General features: G+C 44.7%; 14 protein-coding genes. All 14 read left to right on the top strand.

The features are described 5' to 3' along the window. Positions 1–82: 82 nt before the first annotated feature. The 14 genes from FXV78_RS16800 (at position 83) to FXV78_RS16735 (ending at position 16821) form a co-directional block, all read left to right on the top strand. On the top strand, positions 83–2005 hold the full coding sequence (locus FXV78_RS16800; RefSeq protein WP_009244315.1) for a DNA gyrase/topoisomerase IV subunit B: 1923 nt from the start codon (positions 83–85) through the stop codon (positions 2003–2005). A 29-nt stretch (positions 2006–2034) separates the two neighbouring features. Further along, positions 2035–4278, top strand: a complete 2244-nt coding sequence (locus FXV78_RS16795; RefSeq protein ID WP_004844752.1) for a DNA gyrase/topoisomerase IV subunit A — start codon at positions 2035–2037, stop codon at positions 4276–4278. A gap of 405 nt (positions 4279–4683) precedes the next feature. Then, the gene (rimP, locus tag FXV78_RS16790) at positions 4684–5151 is read left to right on the top strand and encodes a ribosome maturation factor RimP (RefSeq protein ID WP_004844753.1); all 468 of its coding nucleotides are present in this window, start codon (positions 4684–4686) and stop codon (positions 5149–5151) included. 19 nt (positions 5152–5170) lie between these two features. After that, on the top strand, positions 5171–6364 hold the full coding sequence (nusA, locus tag FXV78_RS16785) for a transcription termination factor NusA (RefSeq protein WP_004844754.1): 1194 nt from the start codon (positions 5171–5173) through the stop codon (positions 6362–6364). Between the two features lie 46 nt (positions 6365–6410). Continuing rightward, on the top strand, positions 6411–6665 hold the full coding sequence (gene rnpM / locus FXV78_RS16780; RefSeq protein ID WP_039960204.1) for an RNase P modulator RnpM: 255 nt from the start codon (positions 6411–6413) through the stop codon (positions 6663–6665). Beyond that, entirely contained in the window at positions 6652–6975 is a 324-nt protein-coding gene (locus tag FXV78_RS16775; RefSeq protein WP_004844756.1) for a L7Ae/L30e/S12e/Gadd45 family ribosomal protein, read from the top strand. The genes rnpM and FXV78_RS16775 overlap by 14 nt, the downstream gene beginning before the upstream one ends. Before the next feature lie 16 nt (positions 6976–6991). Then, positions 6992–9559 carry a translation initiation factor IF-2 gene (gene infB, locus FXV78_RS16770; protein WP_004844757.1) on the top strand — a complete coding sequence of 856 codons (2568 nt, stop codon included), beginning with the start codon at positions 6992–6994 and terminating at the stop codon, positions 9557–9559. Between the two features lie 9 nt (positions 9560–9568). Continuing rightward, positions 9569–9940, top strand: coding sequence for a 30S ribosome-binding factor RbfA (rbfA, locus tag FXV78_RS16765; RefSeq protein WP_004844758.1), 372 nt, complete (start codon positions 9569–9571; stop codon positions 9938–9940). A gap of 6 nt (positions 9941–9946) precedes the next feature. Next, positions 9947–10906 carry a DHH family phosphoesterase gene (locus FXV78_RS16760; protein WP_004844759.1) on the top strand — a complete coding sequence of 320 codons (960 nt, stop codon included), beginning with the start codon at positions 9947–9949 and terminating at the stop codon, positions 10904–10906. 21 nt (positions 10907–10927) lie between these two features. Then, positions 10928–11848, top strand: coding sequence for a tRNA pseudouridine(55) synthase TruB (truB, locus tag FXV78_RS16755; protein ID WP_004844760.1), 921 nt, complete (start codon positions 10928–10930; stop codon positions 11846–11848). Between the two features lie 2 nt (positions 11849–11850). Beyond that, entirely contained in the window at positions 11851–12750 is a 900-nt protein-coding gene (locus tag FXV78_RS16750; RefSeq protein ID WP_009244308.1) for a bifunctional riboflavin kinase/FAD synthetase, read from the top strand. An 8-nt stretch (positions 12751–12758) separates the two neighbouring features. Beyond that, the gene (locus FXV78_RS16745) at positions 12759–14510 is read left to right on the top strand and encodes a cache domain-containing sensor histidine kinase (RefSeq protein WP_004844762.1); all 1752 of its coding nucleotides are present in this window, start codon (positions 12759–12761) and stop codon (positions 14508–14510) included. Beyond that, positions 14498–15568: a response regulator transcription factor gene (locus FXV78_RS16740; RefSeq protein WP_039960197.1), complete on the top strand. Its 1071-nt coding sequence runs from the start codon at positions 14498–14500 to the stop codon at positions 15566–15568. Before FXV78_RS16745 ends, FXV78_RS16740 begins: the two co-directional genes overlap by 13 nt. Beyond that, positions 15565–16821, top strand: coding sequence for an ABC transporter substrate-binding protein (locus FXV78_RS16735; protein WP_004844764.1), 1257 nt, complete (start codon positions 15565–15567; stop codon positions 16819–16821). Before FXV78_RS16740 ends, FXV78_RS16735 begins: the two co-directional genes overlap by 4 nt. Positions 16822–17035: the final 214 nt, after the last annotated feature.

Raw genomic sequence — 17035 nt, 5'->3', positions numbered from 1 at the left:
AAAAGTGTTTGAAAAAAGAAGGAAAACATGATATTCTGAACGTTAGCGACAAATGGAAGAAGTTTGTATTAGGAGAGAAAATATGGGAAAAAGCAATACATATGATGCGGACAGTATTTCTGTTCTGGAAGGGTTGGAGGCTGTACGCAAAAGACCTGGAATGTATATTGGAAGTGTCTCGACAAAAGGACTCAACCATCTGATCTATGAGATTGTGGACAATGCAGTGGATGAGCATCTGGCGGGATTTTGTAAAAATATTCATGTGACACTGGAAAAGGACGGTTCTGCTACGGTGGAGGATGACGGACGAGGCGTTCCGGTGGGGATGCATCAGAAAGGAATCTCTGCGGCACGTCTTGTATATACGACATTGCATGCAGGCGGAAAATTTGACGATAGTGCCTATAAGACGAGCGGAGGACTGCACGGTGTTGGTTCTTCGGTTGTCAATGCGCTGTCCGTTTATATGGATGTGCAGATCAGCAGAGAGGGATATATTCACCACGACCGCTATGAGCGCGGAGTTCCAGTGGTGGAGTTGGAGGATGGACTGCTTCCAACCATCGGAAAGACAAGAAAGACCGGAACCAAGGTCAATTTTTTACCGGACGATACGATTTTTGAGAAGACAAAATTCCGGGCAGAGGAAGTGAAAAGTCGTCTTCATGAAACTGCTTATCTCAATCCCGAGCTGACGATTGTATTTGATGACAAACGTCCGGATTCGCAGGAACATATTGAATATCATGAACCGGATGGAATTCTGGGATTTATCCGGGATCTGAATCAGAAAAAGGAAGTGCTTCACGATCCGATCTACTTCAAGGGAACAGCAGAAGGAATCGAAGTCGAAGCGGCATTTCAGTATGTCAATGAGTTCCATGAGAACGTGCTGGGATTTTGCAACAATATTTACAATGCAGAAGGGGGAACCCATCTGACCGGATTTAAGACAACATTTACGACGGTCATGAATCAATATGCCAGAGAGCTTGGTATTTTAAAAGAGAAGGATTCGAATTTTACAGGAGCAGATATCCGAAACGGGATGACCGCGATTATTTCCATCAAGCATCCGGATCCGCGGTTTGAAGGGCAGACCAAGACAAAGCTGGACAACCCGGATGCAGCAAAAGCCACCGGAAAAGTGACCGGAGATGAGATTGTTCTGTATTTTGACCGGAACGTAGAGACGCTGAAAAAAGTATTGTCCTGTGCGGAGAAGGCTGCAAAGATCCGAAAGACGGAGGAAAAGGCGAAGACGAATCTTCTGACAAAGCAGAAATATTCGTTTGACAGCAATGGGAAACTGGCAAACTGTGAGAGCCGGGATGCAAAAAAATGTGAGATTTTTATCGTAGAGGGAGATTCTGCGGGCGGTTCGGCAAAGACAGCCAGAAACCGGAACTACCAGGCAATCCTGCCGATCAGAGGAAAGATCCTGAATGTGGAGAAGGCCAGCATTGACAAGGTGCTTGCCAACGCAGAGATCAAGACCATGATCAATGCATTTGGATGTGGATTTTCCGAAGGATACGGCAATGATTTTGACATTACAAAGCTTCGCTATGACAAGATCATCATTATGGCAGATGCGGATGTGGATGGAGCCCATATTTCGACATTGCTTCTGACGCTATTCTACCGGTTCATGCCGGAATTGATCTACGAGGGGCATGTCTATATTGCAATGCCGCCGCTTTATAAAGTGATGCCGAAAAAAGGAGAGGAAGAGTACCTGTATGATGACAAAGCTCTGGAAAAGTACCGGAGGACACATGACGGTGGATTTACTCTTCAGAGATACAAAGGTCTTGGAGAGATGGATGCAGATCAGCTTTGGGAAACGACGCTGAATCCGGAAACCCGGATTTTGAAGCTGGTAGAGATCGAGGATGCCAGAATGGCCTCCGGTGTGACGGAGATGCTGATGGGTACGGAAGTCCCGCCGAGAAGGGCGTTTATTTACGAAAATGCAACAGAGGCAGAACTGGATATATAGCAGAAGTTCAGGCTTAGAGGAGAAAAGATATGAGCAGTGAATCACAGATAATCAGAACAGAATACTCGGATGTGATGCGCAAGTCCTATATTGATTATGCGATGAGTGTCATCATATCCCGTGCCCTTCCGGATGTGAGAGACGGACTGAAACCGGTACAGAGACGGACACTTTACGATATGTATGAATTAGGGATCCGCTATGACAAGCCATACCGGAAATGTGCCCGTATCGTGGGAGATACGATGGGTAAATATCATCCTCATGGTGATAGTTCCATTTATGAGTCTTTAGTGGTTATGGCACAGGAATTCAAAAAGGGAATGGTGCTGGTGGACGGACATGGAAATTTTGGTTCCATCGAAGGCGACGGAGCAGCTGCCATGCGTTATACAGAAGCACGTCTGACCAAGTTTACTCAGGAGGCATACCTTGCGGATCTGGACAAGGATATCATTGATTTCGGACCGAACTTTGATGAGACAGAAAAAGAACCTCTGGTACTTCCGGTGCGGGTTCCGAATCTTCTTATCAATGGAGCGGAAGGAATCGCAGTCGGAATGGCAACGAGTATCCCGACACACAATCTGGGAGAAGTCATTGATGCGGTAAAGGCTTATATGAAAAATGACGCCATTACGACAAAACAGCTGATGAAATACATCAAAGGACCGGATTTTCCGACAGGCGGTATTGTGGTCAATAAAGATGATCTTCCTGAAATCTATGAGACCGGACAGGGGAAGATCAAGATCCGCGGAAAGGTAGAAGTAGAAGATTTAAAAGGCGGTAAAAAACAGCTTGTCATTACAGAAATTCCATATACCATGATCGGAGCCGGAATCGGAAAGTTTTTGAATGACGTCTGCAATCTTGTAGAAACAAAAAAGACAACAGATATCGTGGATATTTCCAACCAGTCTTCCAAAGAAGGAATCCGGATCGTACTGGAACTGAAAAAAGGCGCGGATGTGGAAAATCTGAAAAATATGCTCTACAAAAAGACGCGTCTGGAGGATACATTCGGAGTCAATATGCTGGCCGTGGCAAACGGAAGGCCGGAAACGCTGGGATTAAAGGCGATCATTGAGCATCATGTGGATTTTCAGTTTGAGCTGACCACGAGAAAATACAAAACGCTTCTCGCAAAAGAACTGGATAAAAAAGAAGTGCAGGAAGGTTTGATCAAAGCCTGTGACGTGATCGATCTGATCATTGAGATTCTGCGGGGAAGCAAGTCTGTCAAAGATGCCAAAGCATGTCTGACGCAGGGAATCACAGAGAACATCAAGTTTAAATCTCAGATTTCGAAAAAGATGGCGGCTATGCTCCGTTTTACGGAAAGACAGGCATCTGCAATTCTGGAAATGCGGTTGTATAAACTGATTGGTCTGGAAATTGAAGCGCTGCAGAAAGAACACGAGACAACGCTGAAAAATATTGCCCGCTATGAAGATATTTTGAATCATTATGATTCCATGGCAACGCTGATCATGGAAGAGCTGGATGCATTTAAAAAAGAGTATGGAAGAAAGCGCCGTACTGCGATTGAAAATGCAGAGGCGGCAGTGTTTGAAGAAAAGAAAGTAGAAGAGCAGGAAGTGATCTTTTTGATGGATCGCTTCGGGTATGCGAAAACAGTGGATGTGAGTGTGTATGAGCGAAACAAAGAGGCGGCAGACAGTGAGAATAAATATGTTGTAAATTGTCTGAATACCGGAAAAATCTGTCTGTTTACGGATACCGGAAAAATGCATCAGATCAAAGTGATGGATCTGCCATATGGAAGATTCCGGGATAAAGGCGTTCCGATTGACAATGTGAGCAATTACAGCAGCAGTGAAGAACAGATTGTGACGATCTGTGACGCACAGCAGATCGCGTTTGAGAAGCTTTTGTTTGCCACAAAGCAAGGAATGATCAAGCGAGTAGACGGCAGTGAGTTCCAGGTGGCAAAACGAACCATTGCAGCAACCAAGCTCCAGGAAGAGGATGCACTGATCCATGTTGGGATGGTTCAGGAGAATCAGAATATTGTGCTGCAGACAAGAGATGGATATTTCTTAAGATTTCTGACAGCAGAGATTCCGGAAAAGAAAAAAGGTGCAGTCGGCGTGCGCGGAATCAAGCTTCAGAAAACGGATGAGCTGGAGCAGATCCATCTGTTTGAAGAGGGAACAGATACAAAAGTGAAATATGGAGAAAAAGAAGTGACCTTGAACCGTCTGAAACTGGCTAAGAGAGACGGTGTCGGGACGAAGCAGAGGAAATGATAAAAAAGTTACTGTTCACACCGGATGTTAAATATAGGTTCTGAACCGTCATGCTTGCATGTAAGGGAAAGAATCTATATTTAACATCCGGTGGAACCAGTCACCACCAATACATAAGCAATCTAGCACGAAGTGCGACACTGGAGTGCGCAAGCACGACGATTGCGCATGGATAGGTGGGGATTGGTATGAACAGTAACATAAAAAGAACATAAATTTGATTTATCCCTTGCTTTCACCAGATAATGGTGCTATACTGTCTATAGTTACATAATCAATCCGGCAGAAGAGTGAACGAAAGTTCACTCTTCTTTGTATGATAGGGCTTTTTACATATCATGCGGTCATGCGGGAGAAGATAACGATACTGGAAAATAAAAAAGTGAGATAGAAAGGAAGTTTGACGTGTCAAGAAGAGAAGAATATGAAAAACAGACAGAAGAACTTTTAGAGCCGATCGTAGCAGAACAGGGATTCGAGCTGGTAGATGTAGAATATGTAAAAGAAGCAGGAAACTGGTATCTGAGAGCATATATCGACAAGCCGGGAGGGATCACAGTGGATGACTGCGAAGTGGTAAGCAGAAGATTTTCAGACATTCTGGATGAGAAAGACTACATCGAAGATTCCTATATTTTTGAGGTGAGCTCTCCAGGGCTTGGAAGACCTTTGAAGAAAGAAAAAGATTTTATCAGAAGCGTGGGACAGGAAGTGGAGATCCGTACGTACCGTGCGATTAACAGACAGAAAGAATTTGTTGGAATTCTGAAAGAATTTGATCAGAACACAGTGACGATCTCATATGAAGATGACAGTACACAGACATTTGAAAAAAGTGAAATTGCACTTATCCGTTTAGCGTTGGATTTTTAAATTAGGAGGAAATGAAACAATGAACACAGAATTAATGGAAGCTTTGACAATTCTTGAAAAAGAGAAGAACATCAGCAGAGATACCATGATGGATGCGATTGAAAACTCTCTCATCAGTGCCTGCAAAAACCACTTCGGGACATCGGATAACATCAAGGTGATCATGAACAGAGAGACCTGTGATTATGCTGTTTACGCAGAAAAAGAAGTAGTTGAGGAAGTGTTTGATCCGGCAATCGAGATCACACTGGAAGATGCGGAAGAGATTGATTCTGCACTGCAGATCGGAGATGTTTGTCAGGTTCCGGTACAGTCCAAAGAGTTTGGACGTATTGCAACAATGAATGCGAAAAACCTGATTCTTCAGAAGATCCGCGAGGAAGAAAGAAAAGTAGTATACGATCAGTATTTTGAAAAAGAGAAAGACATTGTAACAGGTATTGTGCAGCGTTATGTTGGCAAAAATATCAGTGTCAATCTGGGTAAAGCAGATGCCATGCTCACAGAAAATGAGCAGGTCAAAGGAGAAGTGTTTAAACCGACAGACCGCATTAAATTGTACATTGTAGAAGTGAAGAACACTCCGAAGGGACCAAAGATCCTGGTTTCCCGTACACATCCGGAACTGGTGAAACGTCTGTTTGAAGCAGAAGTTGCAGAGGTGAAGGACGGAACCGTTGAAATCAAGAGCATTGCCCGTGAGGCAGGATCCCGTACAAAGATGGCTGTATGGTCAAATGATGAGAATGTAGATCCGGTCGGAGCATGTGTCGGAATGAACGGTGCCAGAGTCAATGCGGTTGTGGAAGAGCTCAGAGGAGAAAAGATCGACATCATCAACTGGAGTGATAACCCGGCTCTTCTGATCGAGAATGCCTTAAGTCCTGCAAAGGTGATCTCTGTTATGGCAGATCCGGATGAAAAAGTGGCAAGTGTTATTGTGCCGGATTACCAGTTGTCTCTTGCAATCGGAAAAGAAGGTCAGAATGCAAGGCTGGCAGCGCGTCTGACAGGATATAAGATCGACATTAAGAGCGAGACACAGGCGATCGAGTCCGGAGAACTCCCGGAGGATTACATGGATCAGATGAACATGATGGAAGAAGACGGATATGCAGAGGATTATGAGGAAACTGTCAACTATACAGACGGATATCCGGAAGATGCAGATGCATACGAAGAGATTGAGTTTGTAGAGGCAGAGGAAGAATAAACTCTTTTGAGAGGTGAGGTATTTGAACGGTAAAAAGAAAATTCCGATGCGCAAATGTGTCGGATGTGGAGAAATGAAAGCCAAAAAGGAACTGCTCAGAGTTCTGCGGACAGAAGACGATGAATTTGTATTGGATACGACCGGCAGAAAAAACGGACGGGGTGCTTATGTCTGTCTTTCAAGTGAGTGTTTTGCAAAGGCGGCAAAAAATAAAGGGCTGGAACGTTCGTTTAAGCAGGCAATTCCAAAAGAAGTATATGAACGGCTGGAAAAGGAGATGGAACAATTTGAAGCAAGATAGAGTGCTGTCCCTGATCGGGCTGGCCACAAAGGCAGGAAAATGTGCCAGTGGTGAATTCATGACAGAAAATGAGACAAAATCCGGGAAAGCTGCACTGGTGATCGTAGCGGAAGATGCATCGGATAACACCAAAAAGAAATTCCGGGATATGTGTAAGTTTTATGAGGTTCCAATTTATTTTTACGGAGATAAAGATACCTTAGGGCATGCAATGGGAAAAGAGTTCCGTGCATCTCTGGCGATATTGGACGAAGGATTTGCAAAAGGAATTCGAAAACAACTGGAAATAAAAAATAATACGATTGCATAGAGGAGGTAGTTTGAGTATGACGAAATTAAGAGTGCATGAACTGGCAAAAGAGCTGGGGATGGAAAATAAAGACCTGATGGAGATTCTGGAGAAAAAGAATGTGGAGGCGAAAACTTCCATGAGCTCCATTCCGGATGAGGTCGTAGCAGAACTGCGCAGCGGGCACGCAGGAAAAGGAACATCGGAAGATGCTCCGAAAAAGAAAAATATCGTACAGGTATTCCGCCCACAGAATTCGAAGAGCGGAAACCGCCGCCCGGGAGGATCCCGTCCGGGAAATGGACAGAACACACAGGGAACATCCCGTCAGGATCGTCCGGCAGGCGGAAGAAACGGACAGCGTCCGGCTTCCGGTCAGAATGGATCCCGTCAGGATCGTCCGGCGAGAGGGACGCAGGCAAATGGAGAGAGAGAGAACAGAAGACCACAGGAAGGACGCCCGGCAGGAAACCGACGTCCGGAAGAGGGACAGAGAGGCGGTTTCCGTCAGAATCGTCCGGCAGATGGAAGAAACGGGCAGCGTCCGTCTTCTGCTCCAAACGGTCAGAGAGGAAACCGTCGCCAGGACGAGGGGGCAAAAAATGGTCAGCGTCCGGATTCCAGAAGAAACGACAGAAATGACAGAAACGACAGAAATTCAATTCCGTCGCCATTGGTAGAGCAGCAGAAACCGCAGCGCAATAAAGCAAAAGATAAAGAAAAAGATTACAAGAAAAAAGAAAACAGAGAAGAAGGATTTGAAAGCAAGGGCAAAAAAGGCAGAAAGCAGAAGCCGACAGTAGAAGTGCAGAGACCACAGCCAAAGCCGGAAGTGAAAAAGGAAGAGGAAATCAAACAGATCACAATCCCGGAAGTACTGACAATTCAGGAACTGGCAGACAAGATGAAAGTGGTACCGTCTGTGATCGTAAAGAAACTGTTCATGCAGGGCAAGATCGTAACAGTGAATCAGGAAATTGATTTTGAGACAGCAGAAGAAATCGCAATGGAATTTGAGATCCTTTGTGAAAAAGAAGAAGTTGTAGATGTCATTGAAGAGCTTCTCAAAGAAGATGAAGAAGATGAAGCTACTATGGTAAAACGTCCTCCTGTTGTATGTGTTATGGGACACGTTGACCATGGAAAGACTTCTCTGTTGGATGCGATCCGTGATACCAGTGTGACAGACCGCGAGGCAGGTGGAATCACACAGCACATCGGTGCTTCTGTAGTAGAGATCAACGGAGAAAAGATCACATTCCTGGATACACCGGGACATGAGGCGTTTACTGCAATGCGTATGAGAGGAGCAAATTCTACAGATATTGCGATTCTTGTAGTTGCAGCAGATGACGGTGTGATGCCGCAGACGATCGAGGCGATCAACCATGCCAAAGCAGCGGGAATTGAAATTATCGTAGCGATCAATAAGATCGATAAGCCAAGTGCAAATATTGAGCGTGTAAAACAGGAACTGACAGAGTATGAACTGATTCCGGAAGACTGGGGCGGAAGCACGATTTTCGTACCGGTATCCGCGCATACAAAAGAAGGAATTCAGGAGCTTCTCGAGATGGTTCTTCTGACAGCAGAAGTGATGGAGCTCAAAGCAAATCCGAACCGTGTGGCAAGAGGACTTGTGATCGAGGCAGAGCTGGATAAAGGAAAAGGTTCTGTTGCGACAGTGCTCGTACAGAAAGGTACCCTTCGTGTGGGAGATGCCATTGCAGCAGGATCCGCACACGGAAAAGTAAGAGCCATGATGGATGACAGGGGAAGACGTGTAAAAGAAGCAGGTCCGTCCCAGCCGGTAGAAATCCTCGGATTGAATGAGGTTCCGCAGGCAGGAGAAGTCTTTGTGGGATGCGAGTCAGAAAAAGAAGCAAGAAACTTTGCAGAGACATTTATTTCACAGCACAGAGTGAAGATGCTTGAAGAGACAAAATCCAAGATGTCTCTGGATGATCTGTTCAATCAGATTCAGGAAGGAAACTTAAAAGAACTCAACATCGTAGTGAAAGCAGATGTACAGGGTTCTGTGGAAGCAATCAAACAGAGTCTGATCAAATTGTCAAATGAAGAAGTTGTGATCAAGATCATTCACGGCGGAGTTGGTGCGATCAATGAATCCGACGTGATTCTGGCATCTGCTTCCAATGCGATCATCATCGGATTTAACGTGCGTCCGGATGCGACAGCGAAGGAGATTGCAGACCGTGAAGGCGTTGACTTAAGACTTTACAGAGTCATCTACAATGCGATTGAAGATGTGGAAGCGGCAATGAAAGGTATGCTGGATCCGGTATTTGAAGAGAAGGTACTGGGACACGCAGAAGTACGTCAGACATTTAAGGCATCCGGAGTGGGAACGATTGCAGGTTCTTATGTACAGGACGGTACTTTTGAACGAAATTGTTCTGTTCGTCTGACACGTGACGGCATTGTGATCTTTGACGGACCTCTGGCATCTCTGAAACGATTCAAGGATGATGTGAAAGAAGTCAGAGCCGGATACGAGTGCGGTTTCGTATTTGAAAACTATAATGATATCAAAGAAGGCGATCTTGTAGAAGCATACAAGATGGTAGAAATAGAAAGAAAATAAGGAGCAGTTATGAGGAAAAACAGTATTAAAAACACAAGAATCAATACTGAAGTCCAAAGAGAACTGAGCAACATCCTACGCGGAGGCATCAAGGACCCGAGAGTGGCGCCGATGACTTCCGTGGTAGCGGTGGAAGTAGCACCTGATCTGAAGACATGTAAGGCATACATCAGCGTGCTGGGAGATAAGAAAGCCCAGGAAGATACGATCACAGGACTTCAGAGTGCAGAAGGATATATCCGGCGTGAACTGGCAAGAACGATCAACATGCGCAATACACCGGAGATCCGGTTTATCATGGATCAGTCCATTGAATACGGTGTCAATATGACGAAAAAAATCAATGATCTGACCAAAGATTTGAAAAGTGAGGATGAATAAATAAGCATGAAAATTGTATTATCTGATATTTTGAAGGGAAAGAAGCGGATCGCGCTCTCCGGTCATGTTCGGCCGGACGGAGACTGTGTAGGATCGTCGATGGGATTGTACCTGTATCTTACAGAGCAGTTTCCGGAAATAGAAGTTGATCTGTATCTGGAAAAGATACCGGCATCCTTTTCCATAATCTCGCGTACAGAGGAAATCAGACATACACTTTCAGAAGAGACGGCATATGATCTGTTTATCTGTCTGGACTGTGGGGACGAACAGCGGCTCGGACCGTTTGCACCGTTACTTCGACAGGCTGCACATACGGTTTGTATCGATCATCATGTGAGCAATGATGCATTTGCAGAGTTAAATTACATTCGCCCGGAGGCAAGTTCTACATCAGAGCTGGTTTATACACTTCTGGAAGATGAGAAGATCAGTAAGGCATGTGCGGAAGCACTGTATATGGGAATCGCACATGATACGGGAGTATTTCAGTACTCCTGTACCTCTCCGGAGACGATGGAGGCAGCCGCACAGTTGCTTAGAAAAGGAATTGACGGCAGTGAGATTATCGAAAAAACTTATTTTGAGAAGACCTATATCCAGAATCAGATCTTAGGGAGAGCGCTTTTAGAAAGCATGCTGGTTTTAGAAAAACAGGTGGTCGTTTCTGTTGTATCCAGAAAAGAGATGGAATTTTTCGAGGCAGTTCCAAGCGATCTGGAGGGAATCGTGGCTCAGCTTCGGCAGACAAAAGGTGTGGAAGTGGCGATTTTTCTGCATGAGACGGACACCCGGGAGTATAAGGTCAGTCTGCGTTCCAAGGGCAAAGTCAATGTAAGCAGTATTGCTCAGTATTTTGGTGGAGGCGGTCATGTGCGTGCAGCAGGGGTTACAATGAAAGGTTCTGCGCACGATGTGATCAACAATCTGCTTAGACAGATTACATTGCAGCTAAAAGAGGCATAGAAGAGAAAGACAGGAATTGTTATGGTAAATGGAATTCTGAACGTATACAAAGAAAAAGGATACACATCCCATGATGTAGTGGCAAAGCTGCGTGGAATTGTGGGGCAGAAGAAGATCGGACATACAGGCACGCTGGACCCGGATGCGGAAGGCGTGCTTCCTGTTTGTCTGGGAAGAGCAACAAAGGTATGTGATATGCTCACGGAAAAGGATAAAACATACGAGGCGGTCCTGTTGCTTGGAAAAGAGACCGATACCCAGGATATTTCAGGAACTGTGCTGAGAGTGGGAGAGACAGAAGGACTCACGCAGGAGCAGGTAAAAGACTGTGTGATGAGTTTTGTGGGGGAATATGATCAGATACCGCCCATGTATTCTGCACTGAAAGTAAACGGCAAAAAGCTGTATGAGCTGGCACGGGAAGGGAAGACGATCGAGCGCAAAAGCCGCAAAGTTGAAATCAAAGAGATCCGGATCCTGGAAATGGCACTGCCGCGTGTGAGGATGGAGGTTTCCTGTTCCAAGGGAACCTATATCCGGACATTGTGTCACGATATCGGTGAAAAGCTGGGTTGCTTTGGATGTATGGAGTCGCTTCTTCGTACAAAGGTGAGCCGTTTTGAGATTGAGAGCAGTCTGAAGCTTTCAGAAATACAGAAAAAAAGAGAGGAAGGAAAGCTTTCAGAGATTATAACCCCTCTGGATGCAGTGTTTTTCCAATATCCTGCCGTGACGGTAAAAAAAGAGGGGCAGGCGCTTGCGTATAACGGAAATGAGATTCCAATCCGCTTTGTAACAGATATGGAAGAAAGAAAAAATCAGGAATGGATACGTGTATACGATCTGGAAAATCATTTTATCGGTATCTTCTGTTTTGATAAAAACAGGAAAAAACTTACTGTGGAAAAGATGTTTCTGGATCAGGAAGAAATAAGAGGATGATTATGCAGTACGTAACAGACTTAAGCAAATATCAGACAGAAAACAGGACAGCTGTCACACTCGGAAAGTTTGACGGTCTTCACCGAGGACATCAGGAACTGATCAGCCGGATTCAAAGATTTGCGGATCAGGAAAAAGCGGAAAGTGTTGTTTTTGCATTTGATATGGGGAAAGAAGCATTGATGACAGGCGAGGAAAAGAAAGCATATCTGGAAGGATGTGTAGATACGCTGATCATCTGTCCGTTTACTGAGGCAATCCGTGAGATGGAAGCAGAGGAATTTATTGAAAAGATCCTGATTGAACAACTGCATGCCGCATACATTGCAGTGGGAACAGATTTTCATTTTGGTCATCAGAAGCGAGGAGATATCTGTATGCTGAAACAGTATGCAAAGCGCTATGGATATGAGCTGGAGATTGTAGAAAAGGCAGTGTATCGAAAAAGGGAAATCAGCAGTACCTATATCAGAGAGGCGCTGAAAGTCGGCAATGTGGAACTTGCAGAAAAGCTTTTGGGATACCGATACCGTACAGAGGGCGTTGTAGAGCATGGACAAAAGCTCGGGAGAACGCTGGGATTTCCCACTTTGAATGTCGCATGGAAGCCCGAAAAAGCAGCCCCCCGGTTTGGCGTATATGCATGCAGAGTAAAAATGGATGGAACCTGGTATTGCGGAATCGGCAATCTGGGGATCAAACCGACGGTAACGGATGCAAAACGGATTTTGACAGAGGTGTATGTATTTGATTATAAGGGAGATGCATACGGAAAATATGTGGAGATTGAATTCTGTGCGTTTGAGAGACCGGAGAGCAGATTTGCATCTCTGGAGGAGTTAAAAACACAGGTGGATCGAGATATTTTATTTGGTATGGAGTATTTTCGGGCGCAGCAGTGAGGTGGTTTATGAAGAAAGGGAAGAAAAAACCAAGTTTTCGTACAAAGCTGATCTTTCTGACTTTGTCGGCCTGTATTATTTCGACATTGATTCTTGGAATCGCACAGATGGTGTTGTCCGTTTTTCATTTTTCGAGACAGGCTCGTTCTGACCTGGAATTTTATCTCGAGAATACAAGCGGGCAGTTTGATACAAGAATCAAAAATATGGAAAATATGGTGATTTCTCTGCGGCATAATAATGTGCTGAAACATTTTATCGCGGGAGAAGCGTACAATGAGCAAGAAGCAAGGGAGCAGTTTGCAAACAGTACCGATTTGTTTTCGGAAATGAATATGGTTGATTCCGCCTCTCCGTTTATCGACTGCATCTATCTGTTTAATGAAAACGGAGAATGGGTGAGCAGTCGTTTCTACCCGGAGACAGTGGAAAATATGGAGCTTCAGAATCAAATTTATAAAGAAATCAATTCCAGTTTTTTGAAAAGCAGCAATGAATACTGGTATATGACACATGATGAACGCGCGTATGTATGTATGCGTGTATACAATGAGGAGATGGAGGAGTCCGGCTGCTGCATTATTTCCCTTGGAAAAAGTGCGGTGGATACGTTGTTTTCCAAAACAAAAGAATATCCGGAAAGCAGCTGGCTGATCACAGGAGAAAAAGGACAGATTCTGTTTGCAAATGAAAAGGGAAAAGAACAGGCAAAACAGATGCTGGAAATTCAGGATTTGGGAAGCAGTGAGGAAAAGATCGGAAATCAGATGACTCTCTTTTATGGAGGGAAAACCGGATTTGGGATTGAACTGAGGATGGCACTTCCCAAGAATCTGATCTATGCCTCGATTCGTTCCACCGTACAGCCTTTTGCAGTGATTTTTCTAATCGTGATCGGAATCACGGCGATTGTCGTATTTGCGGTATCCATGAGAATGACACGTCCGCTGAAGTTTATCGGAGAAGATATCCGGAAATTTGGAAACGGCAGACTGGATGCGCAGATGCGGGAATTTGATACAAGAGAGTTTGATGAGATCAGCACACGGTTTAATGAGATGACCGGGCAGATCAAAAATCTGATCACGGAAGTCTATGAAAAACAGCTTCTTGCTACACAGGCTCAGGTAAAATATTTGCAGTCTCAGATCAATCCGCATTTCATGTTTAACATTTTATCCATGCTCAGTATGAAAGCAGGATTGCAGGGAAACAAAGAACTGCAAAAGCTTTTGAGCGCATTTTCCAGACTGATTCAGGGAAAGATTTTCCGGAACGGAGAGATTGAAATCCCGTTATTTCAGGAGATGGAGTTGATCGAGTTTTATCTGCTTTTACAGGGAGAGCGGTTTGCAGGAAAGATTACATATGATATACTTTGCAGTGAAGAAGTGAAAAATGCCAGAATTCCGCGGCTGAGTGTGGAACCATTGGTGGAAAACGCTGTTTCACACGGTCTCGAACCGAAACCGGGAAGCGGTCATATCAGGGTGGAAGCAAAAGAAGAAAATGGGAAGCTGCGGATTCAGATCAAAGATGACGGAGTCGGATTTGATGTGGAAGAGCAGAAGAAGAACAAAGGGCAGGCGGTGGAAGATGAGAAGCATACGCACATCGGTCTTACCAATACACAGCAGATGCTTCATACGATATACGGTGAAGAAGCATCGATGAAGATTGAGAGTACACCGGGTGCGGGTACTTGTGTAACGATGTGTCTGCCGTTGGAAAAAGGGGGAAGAAAGTCATGTGGAGAGTGATGATTGCAGATGATGAACCATATATCCGGGAAGGGTTGGAAAAGCTGATTCCCTGGGAGGAGCTTGGATGCGAGCTGATCTATGTTGCGGAGAATGGTCAGGATCTGTTGGAACAGATCCGCAGCTGTCCGCCGGATATTGCGATCATTGATATAAAAATGCCGCTGATGGACGGCATGGAAGTTGCGGAATACATTTATAAAAATCATATCCGGACGTCTGTGATCTTTCTGACTGCGTATGCGGATTTTCAGTATGCACGAAAGGCAATTCAGTACCAGGTGAGTGATTATATTGTAAAAACAGCAGCTCTGGAAGAAATTCCGGCAGCCATTGCAAATATCAAACAGCGGCTGGAGAGTAAAAATATGACCTGGTATCGGATGCTCCTGGTAACACCGGTGCGTCAGGGTGAAAAGGTGAGAAAATTCTTTCTGCATGCCTTTCATTCGTTTGAATACCGCGCTCTTTCATCCGGAACGGAGGAAGAAGGACTGGTGCTTACAGTCAATGACAGTGAACGGACAGAGGAAATCTTCAGCTGTTGTGAGAAAATGAAAGCCTTTTGTAAAAACTTTCTTGGAGAGACGCCGCAGATTTTGTGCAGCCGGGCCTATCAGCAGGGAGATGATTCTTCCTTGCTCTATGAACAGACAAAGGCCTACGCCAAGGGAAGAAGTGCAGAGCAGATTTTGATCGTGCCGCAGAATGCAGAAGAGGGAGATGGGACAGATACATTGTTAAAGCGTGTTCAGACCTATATCCGGAACCATTATACAGAGCGCCTGACACTGGCGGATATTGCGGAGGCAGTCCATGTCAGCTCCAGTTATCTGAGTCGGTTTTACAAATTGAAGGCAGGAGAGAACCTGTTTGATACGATTAATTCTCTTCGTGTGGAAAAAGCCAAAGAACTGCTTTTAAGAGGAGACAAGAAAATCTATGAGATCGCAGCATTGACCGGTTTTGAGGATACGGCATATTTTTCAAAGGTGTTTAAGAAATATGCAGGATGTCCGCCAAAGGAATACGAGCAGTCCGGAGGAAGAAATCTATGAGAAAAGGAACGTGGGTTTTACTGCTTCTTATGACGGCCTGTCTGCTCGGAGGCTGCAGTAAGGAGAGCGCGGAGCAGACAGAGATTACGCTGATACATGGTTGGGGCTCCATGGAATCGGAGCATGTCAGAATGCGGCAGATTTATAAGGATTTTGAAAAAGAGCACCCGGAGATCAAGCTGAATCTGATGTCCATGACTTCATCGGATGAGGTGATCAAAAAGACAAAAAACATGCTTTCTGTTGGAGAGGTTCCGGATCTGATTTTTACAGGAGGCTACGGAAAAGATTCGGTGTACCGCTTTATGGAAGAAAAAAACAAAGCGGCAGACCTTATGCCTTATCTGGAGAAAGATCAGGAATTTGCAGACTCTGTAGCGCCGGAGATCATTTCCTACTGGCAGAAGGACGGGAAGCTGTATACCCTGTCAGATGTACTGTTGCTTGGAGGGGGATACTGGTATAACGCGGATATTTTTGAAAAAGCGGGGATTGAATCGGTACCGGAGACCTGGGATGAGTTTCTGGAGGCTTGTGAGAAGATACAGAGCTGGTCACAGAATGAAGGAAAATCGGTGATCCCGGTACAGATTACGAAAGAAAACAGTGCTTATCTGGCAGATGCCCTGCTTTTGGACACTTCCAAAGAAGCACAGGACGCAGTGGAAAATCATTCGATGATGCTAAGTGCAAAAGAACTTTTTCCGGTTTTAGAGACAATGAAGCAGATCAGACAATATGGGGACAGTACAGACAAAAATTATGGATACAGGGACGAAGGAAGTATGTTCAACAGTGGAAATACAGCCATGTATATCAATGGAGTGTGGGCAAGTAAGCTGATCGATGAAAAAATCGATGCCTGCTATGCACCGTTTCCGGGAAAGAATGGCAGCACGATCGCCAGTTCTTCCGTATGTCTGGGATATATTGTAGGCAATACCGGGAATCAAGAGACAATGGATGCCAGTGTTGAATTTTTAAAGTATATGCTCAGCGAAAAGGTACAGAAGCGGATTCTTCTGGAAACCGGACAAATGCCGTCCAGCCCAAAGATACATCTGGAAGAATATAAGGAGCAGATTCCGAGGATGTGCAATGCTGTGGAAGCAATTCGTGGAGCAGACCGTATCATTGAGGTGCCGGACAATCTCTGGACGGCAGATCAGCTGGAAAACTTTCGGAACCAGATTATGGAAGTTCTTAACGGGACTTTGGATGAAGAGCAGTTTTGTACAAATTTATATCAATAGTTGCAGCGTCATATCATGAAAATGGTATGGCGCTTTTCATAAATATGACAAAACAGAGGTAAATAAATTACAAGAAAACGGCAGAATCATAAATATATTACAAAAAACAGGAAATTGACACGGAAAAACCAGAAATAATGCAAGAAAGTGTCAATTCTATCCATAGAGTCAGGCTGATGATCATGATATTCTAAATTCAACAGGAAATCGAAGG

It is taken from the genome of Mediterraneibacter gnavus ATCC 29149 (assembly GCF_008121495.1).
Classification (GTDB): Bacteria; Bacillota; Clostridia; order Lachnospirales; family Lachnospiraceae; genus Mediterraneibacter; species Mediterraneibacter gnavus.
Note: the sequence above shows the minus strand (reverse complement) of the source record. Positions and strands in the feature narration are given on the sequence as shown.